General features: G+C 42.6%; 23 protein-coding genes. 15 read left to right on the top strand and 8 right to left on the bottom strand.

Annotated features, from left to right (window positions below; genetic code table 11):
• Positions 1-14: 14 nt before the first annotated feature.
• A complete protein-coding gene (metE, locus tag ACVW2L_RS03165; protein ID WP_457126504.1) occupies positions 15-2,306 on the top strand; it encodes a 5-methyltetrahydropteroyltriglutamate--homocysteine S-methyltransferase in 2,292 nt (763 codons plus the stop codon).
• Positions 2,307-2,490: 184 nt separating this feature from the next.
• Here the strand turns inward: metE and ACVW2L_RS03160 are convergent, their stop codons facing one another.
• The gene (locus ACVW2L_RS03160; RefSeq protein ID WP_457126503.1) at positions 2,491-3,315 is read right to left on the bottom strand and encodes a mechanosensitive ion channel family protein; all 825 of its coding nucleotides are present in this window, start codon (positions 3,313-3,315) and stop codon (positions 2,491-2,493) included.
• A 103-nt stretch (positions 3,316-3,418) separates the two neighbouring features.
• On the opposite strand from ACVW2L_RS03160, the gene ACVW2L_RS03155 reads away from it, so the two are divergent.
• From ACVW2L_RS03155 to ACVW2L_RS03135, 5 genes are all read left to right on the top strand, one after another.
• On the top strand, positions 3,419-3,694 hold the full coding sequence (locus ACVW2L_RS03155; RefSeq protein ID WP_457126502.1) for a hypothetical protein: 276 nt from the start codon (positions 3,419-3,421) through the stop codon (positions 3,692-3,694).
• A gap of 93 nt (positions 3,695-3,787) precedes the next feature.
• Positions 3,788-4,519: a DUF3667 domain-containing protein gene (locus tag ACVW2L_RS03150; RefSeq protein WP_457126501.1), complete on the top strand. Its 732-nt coding sequence runs from the start codon at positions 3,788-3,790 to the stop codon at positions 4,517-4,519.
• Between the two features lie 151 nt (positions 4,520-4,670).
• Complete coding sequence (locus ACVW2L_RS03145; protein ID WP_457126500.1) at positions 4,671-5,081, top strand: hypothetical protein; 411 nt, start codon at positions 4,671-4,673, stop codon at positions 5,079-5,081.
• Positions 5,082-5,118: 37 nt separating this feature from the next.
• Positions 5,119-5,712, top strand: a complete 594-nt coding sequence (locus ACVW2L_RS03140; RefSeq protein WP_457126499.1) for a penicillin-binding protein activator LpoB — start codon at positions 5,119-5,121, stop codon at positions 5,710-5,712.
• Between the two features lie 55 nt (positions 5,713-5,767).
• Entirely contained in the window at positions 5,768-7,195 is a 1,428-nt protein-coding gene (locus ACVW2L_RS03135) for a COG3014 family protein (RefSeq protein ID WP_457126498.1), read from the top strand.
• Here the strand turns inward: ACVW2L_RS03135 and ACVW2L_RS03130 are convergent, their stop codons facing one another.
• Together ACVW2L_RS03130 and ACVW2L_RS03125 are read right to left on the bottom strand one after the other, a co-directional pair.
• Complete coding sequence (locus ACVW2L_RS03130) at positions 7,196-7,531, bottom strand: hypothetical protein (protein ID WP_457126497.1); 336 nt, start codon at positions 7,529-7,531, stop codon at positions 7,196-7,198.
• 58 nt (positions 7,532-7,589) lie between these two features.
• On the bottom strand, positions 7,590-8,336 hold the full coding sequence (locus ACVW2L_RS03125) for a TerC family protein (protein WP_457126496.1): 747 nt from the start codon (positions 8,334-8,336) through the stop codon (positions 7,590-7,592).
• A 135-nt stretch (positions 8,337-8,471) separates the two neighbouring features.
• Between ACVW2L_RS03125 and ACVW2L_RS03120 the strand changes: the two genes are divergently transcribed.
• A complete protein-coding gene (locus ACVW2L_RS03120; protein WP_457126495.1) occupies positions 8,472-9,458 on the top strand; it encodes an FAD:protein FMN transferase in 987 nt (328 codons plus the stop codon).
• 67 nt (positions 9,459-9,525) lie between these two features.
• Here the strand turns inward: ACVW2L_RS03120 and ACVW2L_RS03115 are convergent, their stop codons facing one another.
• The 3 genes from ACVW2L_RS03115 to ACVW2L_RS03105 form a co-directional block, all read right to left on the bottom strand.
• Positions 9,526-11,718, bottom strand: a complete 2,193-nt coding sequence (locus ACVW2L_RS03115; RefSeq protein ID WP_457126494.1) for a PepSY domain-containing protein — start codon at positions 11,716-11,718, stop codon at positions 9,526-9,528.
• Positions 11,719-11,891: 173 nt separating this feature from the next.
• Positions 11,892-12,380 carry a DUF2271 domain-containing protein gene (locus tag ACVW2L_RS03110; RefSeq protein WP_457126493.1) on the bottom strand — a complete coding sequence of 163 codons (489 nt, stop codon included), beginning with the start codon at positions 12,378-12,380 and terminating at the stop codon, positions 11,892-11,894.
• Between the two features lies 1 nt (position 12,381).
• On the bottom strand, positions 12,382-13,896 hold the full coding sequence (locus ACVW2L_RS03105) for an ankyrin repeat domain-containing protein (protein WP_457126492.1): 1,515 nt from the start codon (positions 13,894-13,896) through the stop codon (positions 12,382-12,384).
• Between the two features lie 141 nt (positions 13,897-14,037).
• Here ACVW2L_RS03105 and ACVW2L_RS03100 point away from each other — a divergent pair, with 141 nt between their 5' ends.
• Both ACVW2L_RS03100 and ACVW2L_RS03095 read left to right on the top strand, forming a co-directional pair.
• Complete coding sequence (locus ACVW2L_RS03100) at positions 14,038-16,542, top strand: TonB-dependent siderophore receptor (RefSeq protein ID WP_457126491.1); 2,505 nt, start codon at positions 14,038-14,040, stop codon at positions 16,540-16,542.
• Between the two features lie 181 nt (positions 16,543-16,723).
• A complete protein-coding gene (locus ACVW2L_RS03095) occupies positions 16,724-17,926 on the top strand; it encodes a PQQ-dependent sugar dehydrogenase (RefSeq protein ID WP_457126490.1) in 1,203 nt (400 codons plus the stop codon).
• A gap of 107 nt (positions 17,927-18,033) precedes the next feature.
• On the opposite strand, the gene ACVW2L_RS03090 is transcribed toward ACVW2L_RS03095, so the two are convergent.
• Positions 18,034-18,339 carry a hypothetical protein gene (locus ACVW2L_RS03090; RefSeq protein ID WP_457126489.1) on the bottom strand — a complete coding sequence of 102 codons (306 nt, stop codon included), beginning with the start codon at positions 18,337-18,339 and terminating at the stop codon, positions 18,034-18,036.
• A gap of 232 nt (positions 18,340-18,571) precedes the next feature.
• On the opposite strand from ACVW2L_RS03090, the gene ACVW2L_RS03085 reads away from it, so the two are divergent.
• The 6 genes from ACVW2L_RS03085 to ACVW2L_RS03060 all read left to right on the top strand — a co-directional run bounded on the left by ACVW2L_RS03085 (position 18,572) and on the right by ACVW2L_RS03060 (position 24,003).
• Positions 18,572-19,777, top strand: a complete 1,206-nt coding sequence (locus ACVW2L_RS03085) for an acyloxyacyl hydrolase (RefSeq protein WP_457126488.1) — start codon at positions 18,572-18,574, stop codon at positions 19,775-19,777.
• A gap of 72 nt (positions 19,778-19,849) precedes the next feature.
• Complete coding sequence (locus ACVW2L_RS03080; protein WP_457126487.1) at positions 19,850-20,317, top strand: BON domain-containing protein; 468 nt, start codon at positions 19,850-19,852, stop codon at positions 20,315-20,317.
• Positions 20,318-20,400: 83 nt separating this feature from the next.
• Complete coding sequence (locus ACVW2L_RS03075; RefSeq protein ID WP_457126486.1) at positions 20,401-21,471, top strand: ATP-binding response regulator; 1,071 nt, start codon at positions 20,401-20,403, stop codon at positions 21,469-21,471.
• Positions 21,461-22,093, top strand: a complete 633-nt coding sequence (locus tag ACVW2L_RS03070) for a response regulator (protein ID WP_457126485.1) — start codon at positions 21,461-21,463, stop codon at positions 22,091-22,093. Before ACVW2L_RS03075 ends, ACVW2L_RS03070 begins: the two co-directional genes overlap by 11 nt.
• Positions 22,094-22,211: 118 nt before the next feature.
• On the top strand, positions 22,212-23,030 hold the full coding sequence (locus tag ACVW2L_RS03065; protein WP_457126484.1) for an SDR family NAD(P)-dependent oxidoreductase: 819 nt from the start codon (positions 22,212-22,214) through the stop codon (positions 23,028-23,030).
• A gap of 76 nt (positions 23,031-23,106) precedes the next feature.
• The gene (locus tag ACVW2L_RS03060; RefSeq protein WP_457126483.1) at positions 23,107-24,003 is read left to right on the top strand and encodes a helix-turn-helix domain-containing protein; all 897 of its coding nucleotides are present in this window, start codon (positions 23,107-23,109) and stop codon (positions 24,001-24,003) included.
• A gap of 8 nt (positions 24,004-24,011) precedes the next feature.
• Here the strand turns inward: ACVW2L_RS03060 and ACVW2L_RS03055 are convergent, their stop codons facing one another.
• Entirely contained in the window at positions 24,012-24,587 is a 576-nt protein-coding gene (locus tag ACVW2L_RS03055) for a nitroreductase family protein (RefSeq protein ID WP_457126482.1), read from the bottom strand.
• Between the last annotated feature and the right edge of the window lie 43 nt (positions 24,588-24,630).

Raw genomic sequence — 24,630 nt, 5'->3', positions numbered from 1 at the left:
TTTATCTATCTAAAATGCTAACGCAAAACCTGGGCTATCCGCGAATTGGTGGCCAACGACAATTAAAAAAAGCTTGCGAACAATACTGGGCAGGCAAAATCACCCTGGGCGAATTAAAAGAAGTTGCCCGCCAAATAAAAGAAACTAATTGGCAAACGCAATTAAATGCGGGTATAGACCTTATTCCCTGCAATGATTTTAGCTTTTACGACCATGTGTTAGACACCAGCTTAATGCTGGGCGTTATCCCGCATCGTTATACGCCATTGTTGTCCAAATTAACTACCAACAACGAGTATGACCTTTATTTTGCCATGGCGCGGGGTTATCAAAAAGACGGCCTGGACATTACCGCTATGAAAATGACCAAATGGCTGGATACCAATTATCATTACATAGTACCTGAATTTACAGCTAAGCAGGAGTTTCGTCTGTTCAATGAAAATATTTTTGGCGAGTATACAAGCGCTAAAAAGGTGCTTGGCCAAAAGGCCAAGCCTGTGCTGGTAGGCCCGGTAAGTTATTTGCTGCTGGGCAAAGAAAAAGAAGAGGGCTTTGAACGCGTTGATCTGATAAAAAAACTGGTGCCTGTTTATGTGGAGATCATCAATCGCCTTAAGCAACTGGGTGCAGAATGGATCCAGCTGGACGAGCCTTGCCTGGCGCTTGATCTTACAAAAAAAGAAAAAGAGGCATTTGAATTGGCTTATAAAAGCATTGCCAACCGGGTTAGCGGCGTTAAGTTATTGGTGGCAACCTATTTTGAGGCCCTGTTGGATAACGCACTGTTAGCCGTTAACCTGCCGGTTGCTGCGTTACATATTGACCTGGTGCGCGCACCCGAGCAATTGGATGAAGTGCTTGCCATTATTCCGGCTAACCTTCAACTTTCTATTGGTGTGGTAGACGGGCGTAACGTTTGGAAGAACGATTACGAAAGATCGCTAAGCCTGATCAACAGTGCTGTTGAAAAATTGGGGGCTGATAGAATTATCATTTCTCCCTCCTGCTCATTACTGCATAGCCCCATAGATTTAGAAGGCGAAACCACCATCGACCCGGAAATTAAAAACTGGATGGCCTTTGCCGAGCAAAAGTTGAATGAAGTAAGTGAACTGAAACAGATAGCAGACGGCAATACCGGGTTGCTTGAGGCCAATAAAAAAGCCATTGAAAGCAGGCGCACATCGCAAAAAGTGCATAAACAAGCTGTAAAAAACCGTGTAGCCACCATAACCGATGCAGATGTTACCCGCAACAGCGCCTTTACTGCAAGGCAGCATATACAGCATGAGCGTTTTAAGCTACCGGCTTTCCCTACAACGACAATTGGTTCGTTCCCACAAACTGATGATATCCGCCAGTTACGCGCTCAATTTAAAAAAGGCAATCTGACGTTAGAACAATATGAAAAACAAATAGAGCAGGCCACCATTGACGTAATACGCTGGCAGGAAGAAATAGACCTCGATGTGCTGGTACATGGCGAGTTTGAGCGCAACGATATGGTTGAATATTTTGGCGAACAGTTAGATGGATTTTTATTCACCAAAAACGGATGGGTGCAAAGTTATGGCAGCCGTTGTGTAAAGCCGCCAGTTATTTATGGTGATGTAAGTCGCCCGAAAGACATGACTGTACGCTGGACCAGGTTCGCGGCGGCACAAACCAACAAAACCATGAAAGGCATGTTAACCGGCCCGGTTACAATTTTGCAATGGTCGTTTGTGCGCGATGACCAGCCGAGGGATATAACTACCAATCAAATTGCTTTTGCCATTCATGATGAGGTTGTAGCCTTGGAGGCGGCTGGCATCGGTATTATTCAGATAGATGAAGCCGCCATTCGCGAAGGTTTGCCGCTGCGTAAAGCTAAACAACCTACTTATCTGGATTGGGCAGTAAAAGCTTTCAGGATAACGGCGAGCGGCGTTAACGATGAAACCCAGATCCATACACACATGTGCTACAGCGAGTTCAATAACATTATTGAACATATAGCCGCTATGGATGCTGATGTTATCACTATAGAAACATCGCGCTCGCAAATGGAGCTTTTGCAGGCTTTCGCGAAGTTTAAGTACCCGAATGAGATTGGCCCCGGTGTGTATGATATCCATTCGCCCCGCGTGCCAACAACAGATGAGATGGCTTTGCTTTTGGCTAAAGCGGCAGAATTGCTGCCTGTACGGCATTTATGGGTAAACCCGGACTGTGGTTTAAAAACCCGTAAATGGCCTGAAACAAAGGCGGCTTTAATAAACATGGTGGCCGCAGCTAAAAAGGCAAGGGAAACAATAAAATAATAAGATAAAACGACGAATGCTCGACGAATAAGAACGAAGCGGTGGTTGGAGCGATTCCCCTCTTTGAGACGGTGTGGTGGGGTGTGTTATATATGCGGCATAACACACCCCGCAGCCACGCAGTCAAACTCACCCCCTCTCAAAACGGGAGTTCGCTTTAACACACTTTGTTTTAAATCGCAACTTACATTCCCGGCAACTTTATGCCCGCATCTTTTACGTCCTGCAATATTGCCTCCTGTATGGCCAGCCTGGTATCCTGAAATCCATGCGCATTTACCCATACATTTATTGCAAGCAAATATCCATCGGGTTGTAGTTCGCCAACTCCTATCCTTCGCTCAGGTTTCACCAGTACATTTTCGCAATGATCTATTGCCTGGTTAACTACTTTTTTAACCTCCCTGATATCAATAGCATTCGGAATTTTCATATTAATATCCAGGCGTCGGTTTCCCTGTCTTGTTATATTAATTATTACCTCGTTAGAGAGTTTGCTGTTAGGTACTATCACCACCCTGTTATCAAAAGTGGTTACAATGGTGTAAAACACTTCTATTTCTGTAACTGTGCCTTCCAAACCCTGTGTAATAATGTTATCGCCAACCGAAAATGGTTTTAGCAGCAAAATTAATATCCCGCTGGAGAAATTTTGCAAGGTACCAGACAATGCCAAACCGGCAGCAACGCCAAAAGCACCAACAATGGCTGTAAACAACGTAAGCTCAACCCCTATTATCTGCATTACGCCCAATACAAGCAGAATGCGCAGCGCCACACCCAATAAGCTTAGCAAAAAAGGTTTTACAGAGTCTGCTACATCCTTATCATGCATTTTTTGGTGCGAGCGGTTTACTATCCACTTTATTACCTTTAAACCTATAAATAAAACCAATACGCCAACAATTATCCTGGGGCCATAATCAAGCATCCAGTTATAGGCGTGATCGTATAACTTATCTAATGTCCATGCTTCTTTTTTTTCTACAACTTTTTTAACGTCAATCATACTTTCACAACAATTAATTATAAAAAGTGTTGAGTTTTGATGAATCCAATGTTGTTTTGCTGAAATAATGATCTTTGTTGTCTCTTTTATGAAACCTGCAGGTATGGCACTTTATCCTTTTATATTGGTTAAAAGAAAGGAGCTAAAAAAGGACAAGGTATTGATCCGCCACGAACAGATCCACCTGCAGCAGCAAAAAGAGTTATTGATACTGCCGTTTTATTTGATGTATCTACTTTGCTATTGCTATAATTTAATTCGCTTACGTAACCATCATAAAGCTTACATGCAAATCCCCTTTGAACGCGAAGCTTACAGGCACGAAAAAGAGCCGGATTATTTAAATAAGCGAAAATTTTGGGCGTGGTTGCAAAGCTAAGGCTGGCCGTAATTTTTAAAAGTACACCAATTATTAGCTTTGTCTTTTTTTTATTGCTGAAATAAGCTAATTTACCGCAACTACATTTTAAATATGGTGAGTGATATAAACAACTGTAGAAGTTGCGATAATGCAGTTACGGAGAAATTTTGCGGCAATTGCGGCCAGGCAGTTCATGTAAAAAGAGTTGATTTTCATTACGTCTGGCACGAAGTACAGCACCTGCTGCATTTTGAAAAAGGTTTTCTTTACACCATACAAGAATTGCTTATCCGGCCGGGAACGAGCGTTAAAGATTTTATTTCTTTTAACCGCAGCCGCCTTGTTAAGCCTGTTATCTTCCTTATAATTGCCTCACTGATCTATTCAACAGCCGAACATTTTTTTCATATAGAAGGAGAATACATTAACTACAGTTCAGACAAAGTTTCGGCTACCAGCGCTATTTTTTCATGGATAGAAGGCCATTATGGTTACGCAAACATTATGTTGGGCGTTTTCATCGCGGTGTGGATCAAAATATTTTTTAAACGGTATGCTTTCAACCTTTTTGAAATATTGATACTGCTGTGTTTCGCCATGGGAATGGGTATGTTAATTTTAGCCATAGTTGCTGCTATTGACGGGCTGTTTAAAGTTAAATTGATGGAAATAGGCGGTTATGCATGTGTGCTTTATTGCTCATGGGCTATAGGTAACTTTTTCGACAGGAAAAAGGTAATGAGTTATGTAAAAGCACTAATCGCCTACCTTTTTGGGATGATAACGTTCACCGTTATAGCTTTACTTGTGGGAGCGCTGGTTGATATTATTAATAAACATTAAAAAAAGCTTATCCGCTGTAACGTTTCGTCACTAACTATCGTCTACCTAATAAATAGGGAAGTGTGCCCGCATAACCGCCAAAAATATTTACACTAAACTGGCGTTTATATGGCAGCTTAACCCGTAATTTTGTAGTATAATTTTAAAGCCGATGAAACGTAATCTCATCATCACAATTATTTTAGCAGGAAGTTTGTTTGCAGGCACGGCCATGGCACAGCAAGCTGCTTTAGCTCCGGATCAAAATCCGCGTTATCATGAAAGCGCCAACAGGTATATGCTTGTGGCCGACTCGATAAACCGCCTGCAAGGTACAACCGTGCAAAACACTTATAAGGCTTACGATTGGTATACCGCCCGTGAAGAGCGCCGCCAGCAAAACCGCCAGTGGCGCAATACCTACGGCGGGTATAATAACTACTCGCCCGGATGGAGCCTGTATAGCGGTTATTCTTCTTACTATCCGTTTTACAACTCGTTTGGTAACTATGGTTATGGCTATGGTAACCGCTGGGGTGGTCGGGGTGGTCGCTGGGGTGTAGGTTTTGGCTACAGCTGGTAAAACGTTCAATAATCTAAATCATTTACAATTCATATATATGAAAATCAATAATCTATTAGCCGTTGCAGCTATTTCAGCGTCGGCATTGTTCTTTACTGCCTGCTCAAGGCAAGTTACCCGTGTTAGCACTGATGAAACAATAGATGTAAGCGGCTCATGGAACAACAGCGACTCGCGTATGGTGGCGCAGGACCTTACTAACCAGGTACTAAACGGCCCCTGGATAACTAACTACGCCCAAGCACATCCGGCTAAAAAACCTACCGTAGTTGTAGGTTTGGTTCAAAATAAAAGCCACGAGCACATTGAGGCCGAAACTTTTATAAAAGATGTAGAAAGTGCCTTTGTTAACACCCAGCGTGTAAGATTAGTGCAAGGCGGTAAAAAACGTGAAGAACTGCGCGCAGAAAAAGCAGATCAGCAAACCAACGCCAGCGTATCAACCATGAAGAAATTTGGTTTAGAGAACGGCGCTGATTATATTTTGCAAGGCTCTATCAACTCTATTGTTGATTCGCACAAACGCCAAAAGGTTGTTTATTACCAGGTTAATTTAGAGCTTACCGACATACAAACGAACGAAGTGGTTTGGATAGGCGAAAAGAAAATTGCCAAATACGTTAAGAACTAAGTTTACTAATGTATGCCCCCGCCCTGCCCCTTTTTACGGCAGATCAAATTTTATAATGACATTTATTAAAAAGTATTTTTTTGGAGCATCGTGCCTTATAGCACTGATGCTCTTTTTATCGGGCTGCGCCACGTATAATGAGCAGGTGTTGCCTTATTATAAAAGCGTGCGGACGGGCAATTATGCTAAAGCGGAAAAGCAACTGAACAAAAACAGCCTTATTCAAAAACCCCGTAACCAACTGCTGTTTTTAATGGAGAAGGGCCGTATTAGCCATTTAAACGGCGAGTACGAAAAGAGCAACCAGTATTTTAACGGGGCTGATTCATTATTAGAGAAGGGCCTAACTGATGCGGGCGATGCCGCTGTTGGTGTATTGGTCAATTCCATGTCGCAACGTTACAAGGGCGAAGACGTGGAGAAATTTATGATCCACTATTACAAAGCGCTTAACTACATCTACCTGGGCAAAAAGGAAGATGCCATTGTTGAGGCCCGCCGTATTACCTTGCAGGCACAGGAACAAGGGGATAAGTTTAACGACAAAACCAATCGTTACAGCAATGATGCGTTTTCGCTGATGCTGCAAGGAATGCTTTATGAGAGTGACGGCGACATAAACAATGCTTTTATATCCTACCGCAACGCTGCAGAACTATATCAAAACAGCCCGGATAAAACATGGTACGGTACAAGTATGCCAGCTGGACTAAAACTTGACCTGATACGCACCGCTAAGCTAAACGGCTTTACTGCTGATGCCGATATGTATGAGAAAATGTATGGCATTACGTATATGCCAATACCGCCATCGGCTGGTGGCGAACTGATATTTTTTTGGGAAAATGGCCCTGCCCCTATTAAAACCCAGGTAGATATGTATTTCGGGTTGATAAGGAACAGCAACGGCGACCTGTTTTTTAGCGATGCTACCGGCGGCTGGGTGATTCCTTTTAATTATACCGGCGACCGCAGGCGGGTAAATACCAAATCGATAGAGAGTTTAAGGGCAGCATTCCCTAAATACATCCCGCAGAACCCCTATTTTACAAGTGCAGTACTCAGCAACGATTCTGTAAAGGTAGGCCTTGAAAAAACGGAAGATGTGAACGAAATAGCTATTAAGACACTACAGCAACGCACCTTAAGCGAAGCCGCAAAGGTACTATCGCGTTTAGCGGTTAAAAAAATAGCCGAATATACCTTGCGCGAAAGTGCCAAAAGTAGCAACGGCCAAACCAATACACTTTTAGAAGGATTAGGTTATGGCATGCAGCTTTATAGCCTGCTATCAGAAAAAGCGGATACGCGGAGCTGGCAATCATTGCCCGGAAGTATATCTTACGCCCGCATCGCCTTAAAAAAAGGCGAGAATCAGATCAGCATTACACTTAAAAATCCGCAAGGAATAGACGAGGTAAAAACCATTAAAATTAACGGCAACGGTAAACTGCAGTTTTATAATTACGCCAGTCTGAGGTAATTAATCTAACCCCGGCGCCAGCAGATCCGGGTTTACATGGCCGTCATTCGCTTCAGTTATTTTTTGAAGACTATAACGTAAACCGCCGTCCTCATCAGTAGCAGCAATCAATCCTTTTGTATGCCATTCTGTTAGTATATGGTGCACGCCTGCTATCAGGTCTTTTCCTGCCGCATCATTATGCAGGTCCATCAGTTTCGCAGCTACTTCATCGGCAGTAGCATTGCCTAATTGCCCTAAAGCATACAAGGTTTGATCTTCTATAGCTGCAGCAGCATCAAAATGTGCGGGCACGTTCAAGGGTTTGTATTCTTCGCGAAATTCTTTATCGGTCATAAGTCAATTGTTTTGTTAATAACAAGACTTTAAACGTTTTGTTAAGCCTTTCTAAAAATTACGCTTTTTTATTCTTTTTCAGTTTCAGGTTCAGCACCTCTACCAATACAGAGAAAGCCATGGCAAAGTAGATATAACCTTTAGGTATATGCTGATCCAGCGCCTCGGCCAACAAGGACACCCCTATTAAAAGCAGAAAAGAAAGCGCCAGCATTTTAACGGTAGGGTGCTTATTAACAAAGTTGGCTATGCCACCTGCCGCCCAAAGCATTACCCCTACGGCCAGTACTACCGCAATTATCATGATTTCTACATGCTCGGCCATACCTACTGCGGTTATAACAGAATCAAGCGAGAAAACGATATCTAACACTACAATTTGCGCTATGGTGCCCCAAAAAGAGCGGCCCTTTCCGGCGCTAATACTTTCGTCTTCGTCTTCCAGCTTATGATGAATTTCGGCAGTGCTTTTATAAATCAGAAACAAGCCGCCTATCAATAAAATAAGATCTCGCCCGGATATGGCCAAATTAGCAACCCATTGCTCGTTGGTTACGCCTACCCAGTTAGCCACGTTAAAAATTGGGCTGGTAAGCGTCATTACCCAACTTATAGATAACAACAAAAGCACCCGGGTTACCATGGCAACGGATAAGCCAATTGTACGGCCTTTTTTTTGCTGATCTTTTGGTAGTTTATCTGTAAGAATAGATATAAATACAATATTATCTATCCCTAATACAATCTCGAGCACGGTAAGCGTTAAAAGTGATATCCAGGTGTCGGCCTGCGTAAATATTTCCATGTGGGCTAAATTACAAAATGAAAAACGGCATCAGGTCAATATTCAAGCATTTTCTGGCGCGTCTTCCCACTAAACATACGTTTTTGATAAGTGTTTGACAAAGCTCGTGGTATTAATGCAGATATTTGCTAAGTTATGAAACAAGCCTCCCTGCTGCTTCTGTTCCTTTTTTGTTTTACCGCCAGTGCCCAGGTATTGCGCAAGCGCACCACCAAACTAATGGGTGCCCGCTGGGATTTTACCATAGTAGCCAAGGACAGCCTGACCGCTGAACAAAACATTGATACCTGCATTGCCGAGGTTAGCCGGATAGAGAATTTGATATCTGACTGGATACCCGCAACACAGGTATCGCAGGTAAATAGCAACGCTGGCGTAGTACCGGTAAAAGTATCTGCTGAAGTATTTGAACTGACTAAACGCGCTTTACATTTATCGCAGATAACAGGTGGTGCGTTTGACATCACCTTTGCCGCAATGGACAGGATCTGGAAGTTTGATGGCAGCATGACAGAGATGCCCGGCCCCGAGGCAATAAAACGATCTGTAGAAAAAGTAGGTTACAAAAACATTTTTTTGGATAGCGTAAACTCTACCATTTACCTTAAATTAAAGGGGATGAAGATAGGTTTTGGCGCCTTAGGTGAAGGCTACGCTGCTGACCGTTGCCGTAGCATGATGCTGGCACGAGGCATCAGAGCGGGAATTGTGAATGGATCCGGCGATATGAGTACCTGGGGCAAGCAACCCAACGGAAAGTTTTGGACCATCGGCATAACAAACCCCGCTAAAACAACGGAACTTATCAAGGTGGTTGCACTAAAGCAGGGTTCGGTAGTAACATCAGGCAGTTATGAAAAATTTGTTGAGTTTAATGGTAAACGTTACAGTCATATTATTAACCCCAAAACGGGCTACCCTGCCACAGGGCTCACAAGCGTTACCATTTTTGGGCCGAGTGCCGAGGCTGCCAATGGATTCAGCACATCAATGATGGTGTTGGGCAAGGATGCCGCGTTAAAATTCATCAAACAGTTTCCGGCCTTTAAATACTTAATTATTACGGATAGCGGGGAGATTATAGCTTCAAAGCAATTGGGTATTAAAAAGCGGAAGCTTTAAGTAATAGTTAAGGACGTTTGTTATCCTGAGCGATAGCGAATGATGACAATTCTTTTGTTATACTCACCTAATAACAATCCGTGCGGATCTGATCTCTGGAGCGGTAGTAGCTTAACGTTTTGCCCGTTCTTTCATTGCAAATAATATCCAACAATTCAAAAACATCCTTCTGCATGGCTAAAGAGCCGCAGATCATTAAAACGCCTCCCCTTTCTAAAACATCTGTAACAAAGTCTGCATCGTTTTTTATCAGGTCGCTTACATATTGCTTTTTGCCCTCTCGCGAAAAAGCAATGGTATGTCGCCTAAGCTTACCGGTGGCTTTACTCCCCAAAATCAGGTCCTGATGTGCGGTATAAGATAACCGCTCTCTGAAACCGCAGTATAAATAGCAGGGAATGTGTTTATCGTTCTGATCTATCATGCCTAAAAAGGGAGCAATCCCGGTGCCGTTGGCAATCATAATTACTTCTCGCGCTTGCGCAGGGAAATGGAAATGATTGTTTGTCACCACACGCGCACGTATTTTCTCGCCAGCAGTTAAGGCATGCAAAAAACCTGAGCCTAATCCGTTTGGCTGCAGGCGCACACTCAGATGAATGTTACTGTCAACCACCCCTATAGAGTAAAGCCGTTCGCGGTGATCATTTGCCGGGTAAATAGCCAGCAGATCGCCTGATGTAACCTTAAGCCTTTTTCGCCCTTTAAGGCTGAGGGTAAATGTTCCGTCAACTCTTGTTGCGGCTGTATTAGCAGTTACTGTAAAAGTTTCCAGGCGATTATTATTAGTGTTGTTCAGTTGCAGCGTTGTTAGCTGTACGTTCGCTTGCTGCGACCATGCTTCGGCCCACAGGCCAAATTCTTCGGGTGAGCGGTCGTTTACGGTATGAATATCTATCAAAGCCGTTGCCCATGGTTGGGCGGCTAACTGCTGATCTACCTCAAAAGCATACTTACAAAAATCAGCATAAGCATGCGAGCCAAAACCCACTACTGAATAAGTGACCGAATTAACCTGAGGGTATTTTTTAAGCAGATCAACAAATTTAGTGGCATTGGTTGGCGCATCACCTAAACCGTAAGTGGCCGTCATTACTATTAAATGTTCGGCATTGGGGAATACCTCGTAATCATTTAATTGCGCTATATGCGATTTTTCTCCTCTTTTAAGCAGTTGCTGATGAATGGATTGCGCAAAACTGAAGGTGTTACCGTTTTCAGATCCCACCAGGATGATGAATTTACTTTCCTCAGCTTTGTATTTGTTTTTTTTGCGGTTGCGCAGCCGTTGCCAGGTTATGGCAAAGCCGGAGTAGATAAAGAAAAGAATATTTGCCGAAGCCACAGCTAAAATAACCGCCCAAACTATATTGGTTCTGCCTGTATGCAGGTCAAGGCTCAAATTGGTAAGTATTACCGCCTTTGGATATTTCACCTCGCTTAACACCTCGCCGGTAATTTGATTTAGTGCCAATTCGCCGGATTTTAGTTTGATGGTATAATAATCTTCAACGTCTTCTGAAAAAGGGAACTCAATGCTTTCCACCTCAGAAAGTTTGGTCTGTTTGAAAACACTAAAATCAGCAGCATTGCGCACCGGGCCTGATTTAATTTTATCGAAATCAACATCGGTAGATGCTTTATTGATATCGACTAAACCAAAGCGTGCTAAAGAAAGATAGGTACCGCTTAAAGCAATGATAAATATGGGAATCAGCGACCATCGCCCTAAAACAACGTGGTAAAACTGTGCGAAGTTATCGCGGGCAATGCGTGTGAAGAACCGCTTTACGCCCCGCTGCCGCTGGATAATAAGCGCTGTGCCTGATATGGTTATCAATAACAATAAAAAGGCTGTGAGGCCTATAAAAAACCTCCCTGTTTCGTGGATGAATAAGGAGCGGTGCAAAGCCGTTACCCATTGAAAAAACTCATCTTCAGGCTTTGGGGTACCTAATACTTTCCCGGTACTAGGGTTAACATAGGCAAGTAGTGCTTTACCATCTGCATCGCTGCCTTTTATCTGTACAAACTGGTGGGCGTCTACGGTTAATTCGCTTATACCCGGATAGGTTTTGCGGAGAACAGGTAAGGATTGCGCCAGCGTTACCTTATCAAGGTCGGCAGCGCGGTAAGGCTGCATTTTTTCCGTCACGGGCTGGAAAGCGAGAATAACACCCGTTACCGAAGCCAGCGTTAGTAAAAGAAAAGAAGATATGGCCAGTGCTAAATGGCTATATCTCCATACAGAAATTGTCATACTATGTTATAAAATCTGCTGGCTGTCAGGGTTGCAATGGCAATTTATTGTAACCCAATATTTATTTGTCATGGCGAGGGACGAAGCAATCGCGAACTTTGCATGCGGACCTTTCTCCGTGCAATTGCTTCGTACCTCGCAATGACAATTTATATTTTATGTTATTCGTAATTTTAGTTGGCGCTAAACCTTACATACCTGATGTACCCTGTGCCATCGGTTTTGGCAGCAAGCGCCTCGGTAGTCAATGGTATTTCAACGTCTTTAATATTGTAGGCTTTATCTTCTACAGCGCTTTCAAAACGCAGCTTATAGCCCGCGTTTACCTTGGCGTTCTCTATCTCTATTACATTTACCGCACGATCACCACCGGTTACTGATGCACCTGTTATAGCGTTAACTGCAGCTGGTTTTTTTAAGTAGAATTTGTTCCACTCTTTAATGGTTTTGTACCACTTCTTGTCAGAACCTAACACATAAAGCGTTTTTTCATAAGCGCCCTTGCTGTCTATTAACGATATGGCTATATAAGCGCCATCGCCCATGTAATTGGTCATCTGTATCATGCATTTGTACTTGGTAGTTTGCGCTAACGACGCGGCTGATTGTACACATATAATGGCTAAGGCAACAAATGCGGTTTTTATTATATTAGTTATCATATTATTTTAAGAAGGTAATGTCTGCTTTATTTTTTGATAGTGTTTCGTTCTCTTTTGCCAGATCAAATGCTGTTTCTTTAAAGGTGGTAACAGCATCCTTTTTAGCATCAATTGATAGCAGATATTTCAACATTGTATCATCCTTAGCTATCAGGGCTGCTTTGTGCAAGGCAGTGATGCCTTCTTTATTTTTGGCATTAATATCAATACCTAAAGGCTGCACACGTTTTACTAACGACAAATCATTCTTTGCTACAGCTAAATGATATAAAGTATTACCATCTTTTTGCGGCGCGGTGATATCCAAACCGGCTGTTTTAAGTGCGTTTAATTTATTGTCGAAATCCTCTGGTTTAGGCCCGCCCATGCCGGCGCCACCACGGCCACCTGCTGAACGATACGACTCAACCGCATAAAAAGCCAGGTTGTTACCTTTTTTATCTAATACTTTTACATCTGCACCTTTACTTATCAGGTAGCTAACCACCTCGGGCGAGTTGGCGCGTACGGCTAAGGTTAATGCAGTTTGACCTTGCAGGTTAGCCTGGTTAATGTTTTTTGTTTTAGGCAGCAATAACTCGTACACTGCAAGGTCGTGGTTAACCGCAGCCGCGCTCATCAATACATTGTTACCATCTTCGTTCACCTGGTCGGCAGATACGCCTTTTGCAAGGAAGTATTTTATTTGTTCTGCCTGGTTAGGTTTGCGGGCAATGGCATGTAATACATTCTCGCCATTTTTTGCAACGGCAGTTGGCTTTATACCAACACTCTCTAAATATTCAAAAATAGCCATACCTGTAGTTACTGGGGCAGCTCCACGGCCGCCACCACCTTGCGCTGCCATTAACATAGCATTAGCGTTTGGCTTCACTCCCTTTTCAACCAGTTTTTTCAAAAACTCTATGTTTCCTGAACGTGCCGCATAGCTAAATGCGTTGTTGCCCGCAGCGTCTGTACTGTTAAGGTTAACACCTTTTGATACGAAGTAATCAGTCAATACAAAATCCTTGTCGTTAGCTATGGCCAGCAAAAGTATGTTGGCGCCATCCTGGTTAACGTCTTTTTGCAGGTTTGCACCATTGGCTATAAACGCATCAAATATTTTGGTATTTTTTTGGCTGGCAGCAAATAACAACGGCGTACTGCCATGTGTGTCAACCAGATCCAATTTTGAACCTTTCTTCAACAGATACTCTACTAATTCAACATTACCACGACTGGCGGCCCAATGTAAATAGATTCGGCCATCGTGCGTTAATTTATTAACGTCGTTGCCGGGCTGCTCAATAAGATACTTTACAGTTTCTGTAGGCGCATTGGCGTTAATGGCCGTAACTACAGGGTCAAAACTGTTTGCGTTAAACTGCGATGGGTTATTTCCTTTAGCTATCTCGGCTTTTAGAGCGTCAACCGAAGGTGCGCCCTGCCAAAACGAAGCCTCTAAAAGCGTATTCTGCTGGGCTTGCGCTGTAAATGCAGCTAAAGCGAAAAATGCGATAAGTATTTTTTTCATGTCGATTTTTTAAAGTCCTCAAAGTTAATAGTAATCAGTCTAAATAAAAATATTATTTAAAATTAATCTAAATAGCCTTGACAAATTAATTTCTACATCTATATTTGCAGCCAATTAAGAATTAGTCTAAATAAACATACAATGAAAAACAAACTCTACACAATTTTACTTTCTCTCTTATTTATAACGGGTATAACCCTGGCCGATGACGGCGAAATAGAAAAAAACGGTAGCATAAAGGGCCATGTTCAAACCAGCGATGGTAAGCCTGCCGCTTTTGTAAGCGTTGGTATAACCGCTTCTAACAAGGGCACAACTACCGATGATAACGGTAATTATAAACTTACGGGCATAAAGGCGGGTACCTACACACTTAGAGTTTCTTTTGTAGGGATGCAAACACAGCAACAGCAAGTAACTGTAGCTTCGGGTAAGGAAAGCGTCCTTAACTTCACGCTTTCAGAGAACTCCTCGCAACTTAACGAGGTGGTAATTGCAGGTTCTAACCGACTTCACAAACCTGTTAGCGTGGGCAAATCAGGCTTAAAGCCAATGGATATCCCGCAGGCTATACAGGTGATTGACAGCACTATAATTACTGATCAGCAGATAAACCGCCTGGCAGACGTTATGAAAAACGTAAACGGCGTTGCTCTTGGTGAAAACAGAGGCTCAACAGGCGATACATTTTTTGCGCGTGGCTATTCGCTTGGCGGTAACAACGTATTAAAAAACGGCGCACGCACAACAATCGGCGGCTCGCCCGAGGCCAGTACACTGGAGTCGGTAGAGGTTTTAAAAGGTAGTGCGGCATTACTTTACGGTGGTGTAACCGGCGGAGCGGTGATAAATCTTGTTACCAAAAAACCTAAATTTAACTACGGTGGCGAGGTAAGCATGCGTGTGGGAAGCTATTCGTTTTACAAACCAACAGTTGATGTTTACGGTCCTATTTCTAAAAACGTGGCTTTCAGGATCATCGCGACAAAAGAAAACGCTAAAAGCTTCCGCGATGTGGTAAAAACAGATCGTTTTTATGTTAACCCATCATTGCTGTTTAAATTAGGCAAAAAAACAGAGTTGCTTGCTCAGGGCGACTACCTGAAAAGCAATTACACTCCCGACTTTGGCTTAGGCACTGTTGACGGTAAAATCCCTAACATTGGCCGTAACGCGTTTGTAAACACCTCATGGGCGTACAACAATACCAATACCAGCAGCGGGCAATTGAACTTAACTCATCATTTTAATGATAACTGGAAACTAAACGTTATAACTGCAGTTCAAAACTATAATCGTAATTATTTCGGTGCCGAGCGCCCGCAGCAAACAACAGCCGCCAATGGTACACCTGTATTAGCAGCACGCGCTTTAACCAGGTCAAAAACGGATGAATTTACCTACAATCAACAGCTTACACTTACGGGCAGCGCGTCAACCGGGTCAGTAAAGCACACCTTTTTGTTTGGTGCTGATGCGGATGAGTCGCTTACCAAAACCAATGCGTTTAAATATGGAGATCTGAGTACGTCGCTTACAACAGGTACTGCTACGCCAGTAAACTTGCTTGATCCATCTACTTATGCAACAAGTTTAGATATTCCTTATACACGCGTATATCAAACCACCACCGCGCCAATATACCGTATGGGTGCCTTTGCACAGGATCTGATAGCCTTGAGCGACAAATTTAAAGTATTGGCAGGCATCAGATATACTTATCAAAGAACACCAAAATCAAGCGCTTATAACGAAGATACCGGTGTAACTACCCTAGCCAACACCGGTATAGATGGCTTTAAAATAGACAAGGCGTTTTCTCCAAAATTTGGTTTGGTTTACCAGCCAATAAAAACAACATCATTTTACGTAAGCTACGCCAACAACTTTACATCTAATACCGGTGTTGATGTAAATAATAACCCAATGGGCCCATCTATTATTGACCAATACGAAGCAGGCGTTAAAAATGATTTCCTCGACGGTAAATTAACAGTGAATGTTACCGCTTACAGAATAGCCAATAACCGCTTTGCACAAGCCGCAATTATAAATGGCGTTACATCACCGGTTTTCAGAGAATTTGCCGGTGCCACCAAAAGCGATGGTTTGGAGATTGATATAACAGGTAAAATTTCTAAAGGATTATATTTTATTGCAGGTTATAGCTACAGCTATTTCCGTTACAGCAAAACGGCACCGGTTGTTGCAACACGCGTTGTTGATGGCAGTGGTAATCCTATTAATAACCCGGACGGTACACCCAGATTTACTTACACCGCAGGTATTACAGAAGGCGAACGTATTATCGGCACTACCCCGCATACTGCTAACGGAACAATATTTTACACCTTTACAGAAGGTGCTGTAAAAGGATTAAAACTGGGTGCATCCGGCTTTTATACCGGCAAGCGTAATATGGGCTTTAACACGCTTAAAGCGCCTGCTGCTGCACGTGGCGCCGTTGTTAACCTTGACGATTACGTTACTGTTGATCTGTCGGCAGGATACACTTACAAAAAGCTATCGTTATTAACCAAAGTATCAAACATAACTGACGAGCTTAACTTTATGGTTCATGAGAATTACAGTGTAAATCCAATACCTCCGCGTATGTTCTCTGCAACATTGTCTTACAAATTCTAATAGTTTAAACTAATTAATTAAAAAGCCGGATACTTAAAGTACCCGGCTTTTTTGTGTTTGACGCTTACAGACAAGTAGTTGGTACCTTAATTGTTACCGACAGTAAAGTTTAAAACATATAGCATTTGCAGTTGTATACTATAACATTGTAAATTGCGCTTATTAATTCAAAACAGATTTTATGAGATCAAAATTGTATAAACCGCTGGCACTGGCGGCCATAATGATATCGGTAACTACCGCGGGCATGGCCCAAACCGGCGAACCCGTAGAAAAAGCCAAAGCCAACAGCGATTATAAACCCGCTGTAGCAGGGCAAACGCGTATTGGCAGTGTTACCACCAAAACGCCATACACGGCAACAGTTATTAATACCGAATTAAAAGGCCCATGGGGTATTCATGTTTTGCCAGATGGGCGTTTATTAATAAGCGGTAAACCCGGCAACATGCAGATATTAACCGCTGATGGTAAATTAGATAAAACCATCACAGGTTTTCCTGATGTGCAATTTGCCAATCAAGGTGGCTTACTGGATGTAAACATTGATCCTGATTTTACTAAAAATCGCATGATTTACTGGACCTACGCCCAACCCGGTGAAGAAGGAGCTACCCTTGCAATTGCCAAAGGCAAACTTTCTGCCGATGAAACCAAGTTGGAAAATGTAAAAGTGATATATGAAGTTACACCGCGTTACAAAGGCGCCGGTCAGTTTGGCTCGCGTTTATTGTTTGATAAGCAGGGCAACATCGTTGTTAGTTCTGGCGACCGCATGGATGATGCCATACGCGTAAAAGCGCAGGACCTTGGCACTACCACCGGAAAAATACTCCGCATCACTAAAGAAGGTAAACCGGTTGCCGGCAACCCTTTTATTGGCAAAGCCGGTGCTAAACCCGAAATATATGCCTATGGTTTCCGTAACCAGGATGGCATGGCTTTTCACCCTGTTACCGGCGACCTTTGGGAAGTTGAGTTTGGGCCAAGAGGCGGCGATGAAGTAAATTTAATAAAACCCGGAGGCAACTATGGCTGGCCCGTAATTACCTATGGTATTGAATACAGGGGCGTAAAGGTTTATGATGGCATACAGCAAAAAGAAGGCATGATACAGCCGGTTTACTACTTTGACCCGGTAATATCGCCCGGCTGTATGATGTTTTACACCGGTAACATTGCCGAGTGGAAAAACAACATGTTTATTGGCGGATTAAGCAGTATGTTTATTACCCGCCTTGTTATTGAAAAAAATAAAGTAGTTGGCGAAGAGCGCTTGTTAGCTGATAAAAGAGAACGCTGGCGCTGCATTGCTACCGGTAAAGATGGTTTTATTTATGCAGGAACTGATAGCGGTAAGCTTTATAAGATCTCTAAGCAGTAGTATCCTTTAAACTGATATTGAAGCGCCCCGGATCAATGATCCGGGGCGCTTTTTTGTTATAGATTTATCAGCGGAATGATCAAGATACCGTTAATAGTAATTTACAATCACCTCCCTGATGTTGAGGGTGGTATTGATATGATAGCCATATTGCTTTCGGGCATTTTATATGCATTACCGTTTGCGCTGTGGCAGGCGTAAAACTTAATGTCAGATGCTTCATTTGGCCAAAGCTCATCAACAGTAAACGGGTTTTCGGGTATCACCATAACGCCATTGTTGGATACGGCTAAGCTATTTAGCGCTATATTTTTAATGTTAAACTGTGTGCCGCTTGGGTAAATAATATTCGAGGCTTCTTTTTTGCAACCTGCCATAACAACTACTGTCAGTAACAACAATAACTTTTTCATAATACAGTATTTAGGTGAGTTCTTCTTGGTTTAATAATGGTTTGTTTATACAGACAAAACTGCTCAACCTTACAACCTACAGCTATAGTACCGACAATGAAAAAGACGTAATAATTTGGTCTACAAAATCATCAACCCTTGTCAATCAAATAACGATAAGCTTTTCATATTTCATTCTAATACACAGCATCATCGTATTGAACATTTTTGATGCTGATTAAACTATTGGAACATGAAACTTAAAAACAAGCTAAAAATGCTGCTATTACTATTGGCAGTAACACCGGGCTCATATGCGCAAAACAGGAACACAATAGGTGCAAACCTTATGTATGGTGCCACAATGTTGGCCACACAGGGTGCTTATAAGGGGATTGGCCTTAATTACAATATAAGTACTGCCAATAGCCAGGCCGAGTGGACAAGGATGTTGAATGTAGAAAACATTACTATTGATGCCACTTTATATAATATGGACGGGGTTAGCGGCGGTACTGCTTTAACGGCGTACAATCCAAAGTTTAGCGAGAACGGATATTTTGGAACCCATGTGGCAGTATCAGGCGGTATTGACATCAGGCTGTTAAATGCTAATGGCTTTAAAGTTTTATTTGCACCTGGCCTGGGTCTGTTATATTCTACTAAGGACTATGTTACCACCGGCGGTGTAAACCAGGTTATGGGTGGCCGTTTAAATATTATAAGCAGCGCTAAGCTAAAGCTGGTTCTGCCGGTAGCTTACAATACTAATTTGCAAATAGGGGCCGTTATAGCGCATTGTTCAAATTCAAATACCAGCAAACCAAATGTAGGCTTAAACAAAATAGAGTCTTTTATCGGCATAACACAAGGCTTGTCGTCAAGCCGTGTACACGCTCCTAAGTTTAAGTTAGGCAGAAGCCCTGTTTCGTTTGAGCTTATTGCCGGATATACCGGCCAGATAACTACAGGTTTTTACCAGCTAAACGGTGTTAATTTACAACTGGATAAATCATTCCGAAAATCAACAACGCCCATTATTAAAGCCGGACTATCTGCTTCCTATAACCATTACCTAAATAATGTGCTGGGCCTTAAAGTAGGAACCGATATAGTTTATTCATCTAAAACATCCCCATTAGGATCTGCCACCAGCGATACCACAAGGTTTATACAAACATTCCAGGGAAATTACACGCCGGTGTACAGTAATCTTAATGTAGGTATAAATGCGGGTATAGACCTGCGTTTGGGCAGGGTAGTTTTTTCCGGCAGCTACGGCTATTATTTAGGCGGATATGAACGCTACATTTATAAAACAGGCGGAAACAGATTTGAATATGGCAGAATGTTTTATTCCACAGTATCAGCTAAGTACTTTATAACAAAACATATAGCCTTAAACGCTAAATCATACCTTAATAATTTTGGTGGTATTGGCGTTCAGGTAGGCATTTAAAATGCTTAGCTATTATATAACGCTAAAAATATACAGGAACGTATCTATACAGAAATTTATAAATTCATTTGTATGAAAACAGGAAGAACAATACAAAAAGAGGTAATGGCAGCTCTTGATGCCGAACCCAACCTGGATATAGCCAACATTGGCGTAAGCGTTAACCAGGGCGTGGTAACATTAAGTGGTCGGGTAACCAGCTATTCCCAAAAAATAACGGCGCAACAGGCTGTTTGGCACGTACCGGGCGTTAGGGCGTTTGTTGATCAGCTTGATCTGATATTACCTTTTGAAGAGAAGTTTACCGATGCCATTATTGCCGAAAAAATTCTGCAAACATTAGATAGTTTCAGTACAATAACAAATTACCACCTCCGGCTAAATGTAGATCAAGGGAGAGCCCAGCTTAAAGGCGAGGTTGATAGTGAAGACGAAAAACAGAAAGCAATTAATTCGGTATGGAACTTGCCTTATGTAAAGGATATAATTGATATGATAGCAGTTAGAACCGGGGTTGCCCAGACACAATCACTGCTTTAAAAATTTTTAATTGGAGTATTATCGCTACATTTAATCAGACCAAAAAACGCAACCTATTTACTTAAGCAATTACCGCGATAACTATGATCAGACATACGGACCAACTTTATGAAGTACTGGTAGTGGAGGATAATCCGGGAGATTTTATGCTTATTGAAGAAATGATTGCGGAGCAAATGACCGCCGTGGTGCACCGGGCCACAACGTTCAAACAAGCTAAAGGGTTGATTGAAGCAGGCAATTTCTATAACGTTGTATTGGTGGATCTTACTTTACCCGATAACACCGGCGAAGAATTGATACAGGATATGATGCAGTTGTGCCGCGATACACCGGTAATTGTATTAACCGGCATGACGGACTTCGACTTTGGTGTGCGATCATTAGCGATGGGTGTATCTGATTACCTGTTAAAAGATGAATTGACAGGCACAGCGCTATACAAGAGCATAGCTTATAGCGCAGAGCGAAAAAAGGTAATTTCTGCACTGGAAGCGTCGGAAAACCGTGCCCGCAGCTTTGCCGCGCAATTAAATACGGTATTAGAAGAAGAACGGTCGCGTATTGCACGCGAAATACATGATGAGTTTGGCCAGCAACTTACAGGCCTCAAAATGTCATTAACCGCGCTTAAAAGAAGCCAACCTGAAGGTATGGCACGCGAGACAATAATAGAGGGCCTGTTGGAAGAAGTGAACAACAGTATAACGTCTATTCGTAAAATTGCTAACGAATTACGTCCTGCCTTGCTGGATAAGTTAGGATTGTTTCCGGCGCTGGAGTGGTTGGCAAAAGAATTTTCAAAAAAAACCGGCATTGCTGCAGTTTGCTACTTTAAGCAGGAACCACCCGAAATGGACAGGGCGGCCCAGATCAATATTTTTCGGATATGCCAGGAAGCACTCAACAACACTGCAAAGCATGCACGTGCAACCGAAATTACGATGCTCGTCGAAAAAAAGAACGATCAATGGCAATTGATCATAGGCGATAATGGGCGGGGATTTGCCGCAAACCAAGCGGGTAATACTTTGTCTATGGGTTTGCTTAATATGCAGGAACGCGCCCATTTAATTGGCGCCGAATTAACAGTGGGCAGCAATTTTGCCGGCGGCACACTTATCATTTTAACATTGACTAACCATGCCCAGTAGTATATTAATAGCAGATGACCATTCGGCCATCAGAATAGGTGTAAAGCAAATTTGCGCAAACGAATTTCCCGGCATGCGTTTTGGCGAAGCGGTTAATTACACAGAGGTTTTTCAGCAACTTAAAAATGGTACCTGGGACATCCTGATCCTTGACATTGACCTGCCGGGACGCAACGGTTTAGATATCTTAAAGCAAATAAAGGCAGAAAAGATGAGAATTCCTGTTTTGATGTTTAGCTTTCACAGCGAGGAGCAGATAGCGGTGAGGGCACTTAAACTCGGCGCGGCCGGCTACCTGTCTAAAGACGCGGCAGACCTTGAACTGGTTAAGGCTGTAAAAAGGGTAATGGATGGCAAAAAATACGTCTCACCGGCGCTTTCAGAAAAACTGCTGGATCTGCTTGATGATACCAGTGATAAGGACCCGCATGAACTGTTATCAGACCGGGAGTACCAGACGCTGCTGCTAATCGCATCCGGAAAAACAGTTTCAGAAATAGCCGATAGCCTCTGTCTGAGCAAACCAACTGTAAGCACCTACCGTGCCCGCATCCTTGAAAAAATGCGCATGAAAAACAATGCGGAGCTGACGACTTATGCTATTACGCAGAAGTTGGTATAAAATGGGTGATTATCTTTAAAAGATAAGCATCTTGAATATGTGTTAGTTCTTCCGTGTTTTGTGCAAACCTGCACGGTATTAAAGGTAATACCTTTGATATCAACAAATAAAAAACACAATGTCAAAAATAATTTTAATTACCGGAGCGTCACGCGGCTTTGGTAAAATTTGGGCTAAGGCCCTTTTAGAACGCGGCGATAAAGTAGCTGCCACTGCAAGAAACACAGCAGATTTAGCCGATTTAGTAGCAACTTATGGCGATGCAGTATTCCCTGTGCAACTGGATGTGAATGATCATGACGCCGTTTTTGCAGCTGTAAAGCGCGTAAAACAACACTTCGGCCGTATTGATACACTGATCAATAACGCAGGTTATGGTTTATTTGGAGCCATAGAAGAAACAACCGAACAACAGGCGCGTGCCCAAATGGAAACCAACTTTTTTGGCCTGCTTTGGGTTACACAAGCTGTTGTTCCAATTATGCGCGAACAAGGATCAGGACATATTATCCAGGTGTCAAGCGTATTAGGTTTGGTAAGTTTACCGGTATTGGGCTTGTATAATGCCTCTAAATATGCAGTAAACGGGTTAAGCGAAACTTTGGCTACCGAGGTTAAAAGCTTCGGCATAAAAGTAAGCCTGATAGAACCTAATGGTTTCTCAACAGATTGGTCGGGCGCTTCTGCTTTCCAAACAGAAGCCAACGAGGTTTATGCGCCAATTAAAAAGGCATTTGCAGAAGGTGCGCCGGCGGAAAGCTGGGGTAAGCCCGAGGCAACAGTTAAAGCTGTACTTGCACTGATAGACAGCCAGAACCCACCATTGCACTTTTTGCTGGGTAAAGTAGCCTACCCCATGGCGCAGCAAGTGTACGCGGAGCGGGTGGCTGACTTTGAGGCATGGAAGGAAGTTGCGGTAGAAGCGCACGGTCATTAAAATATCATTTAAAAAATAGAACCGCAAGCTATATAAGATTTTATATAGCTTGTGGTTTATTAGCTTTGGTTTGAGCATGAAACATTATAAAAGTTTGATAGAGTTGCATAAGGATAATGGTTTTCCGCCGCCTGAGCACCCACTGTTTAGTATTTACCAGTGTAATAACAAGGGTGTATGCGCATTTGGCAACCGGGAGTTTACCAGTGATTTTTATATGGTGGGTTTTAAAAAAATGATTGCCGGTGTTATCCTTTATGGCCGTACCAAATATGACCATGAAAATGGTTCTATGATGTTTTTTAAACCGCAGCAAATCATCGAATTAAAAAATATAGAGTTAGAGGAAGACGGGTTTCTTATGTTCATTCACGAAGATTTTTTAAACGGGCATACGTTGCACGATGAGATCAAAAAGTATCATTACTTTGATTACGAGACCCATGAGGCGCTGCATTTATCGCCCAGCGAAGAAAAAACAATATGGGACCTTTACCGCAAAATAGAAACAGAATATACCAATAATCAGGATGAATACAGCCGCGAGCTGATTTTGGCCCACGTAGATGCATTACTGAAATACAGCCAGCGCTTTTATAAACGGCAGTTTCTTAACCGGACCGAACTATCGGGTAAAACCGTTACCAGGTTTAATCAGGAAATTGAACGGTATGTTGCCAGCGGGTTATTAGGTATAAAAGGGTTGCCATCTGTTCATGATATGGCCGGGCGTTTGAATATTTCGGCAGGGTATTTATCAGATGTTTTAAAACAGGAAAGCGGAAAAACAGCCCTGGAACATATTCATATCTATTTAATTTCTGAAGCCAAGAACAGGCTACGCGGTAAAGATAAATCAGTATCAGAGATAGCGTATGCTTTGGGATTTGAAAATCTTTCCTACTTCTCCCGGCTGTTTAAAAAAGAGGTCGGCGTTAGTCCGAATTATTTTAAAAAGCAAATGTTGAATTAAAACCGACCTTACCTCCAAACTACCTTCTCACTTAAAGGCACTTTACGTACGCCCTTGGGATATTCATCGGCATAACCTAAATAGATAACGCCCATTACCAGGTCTTCATAGCGCAGGTTTAAAAACGAATGCATAGCGGGTTTTAACACCATGCCACCAGTATTCCAGAACGAAGCAATGTTGAGTGCGGTTGCGCCTAACAGGATATTCTGCATAGCAGCAGCTGTAGCCGATATTTCTTCAAACGCGGGTATTTTAGGCAGATTGCCGCGCTGCATTATAGTAATTATAATATGCGATACCTTATCGCCCTGGGTATAAAGGTTATCATAACTGCCCTGTATAAATTCAACAGCCGGTGTGTTTTGTTTGTAGAGCTCGGCATGCTGATGGCAAAAGTCGGATGGCGTAACGTAAATAATAAAGCGCCAGGGCTCGGTTAAGGCGTGTGTGGGTGCCCAATCGGCCAGTTCAAGTAAACTCTGTACCTGCGCGTCCGGAATTTTACCGCCATTCATCATGAAGGGTTTTACGCTACGGCGGCTTTTAATTATTTCAGCTACGGTATTGAAGTGCTCGCTCATATAAACGTCCTTCGTTCAAATGGGTTGTAAAGTATATTTATAT

This window comes from Mucilaginibacter sp. HD30, from assembly GCF_054061755.1.
The sequence above is the reverse complement of the archived record's forward strand: the minus strand, read 5'-3'. Positions and strand labels throughout refer to the sequence as shown.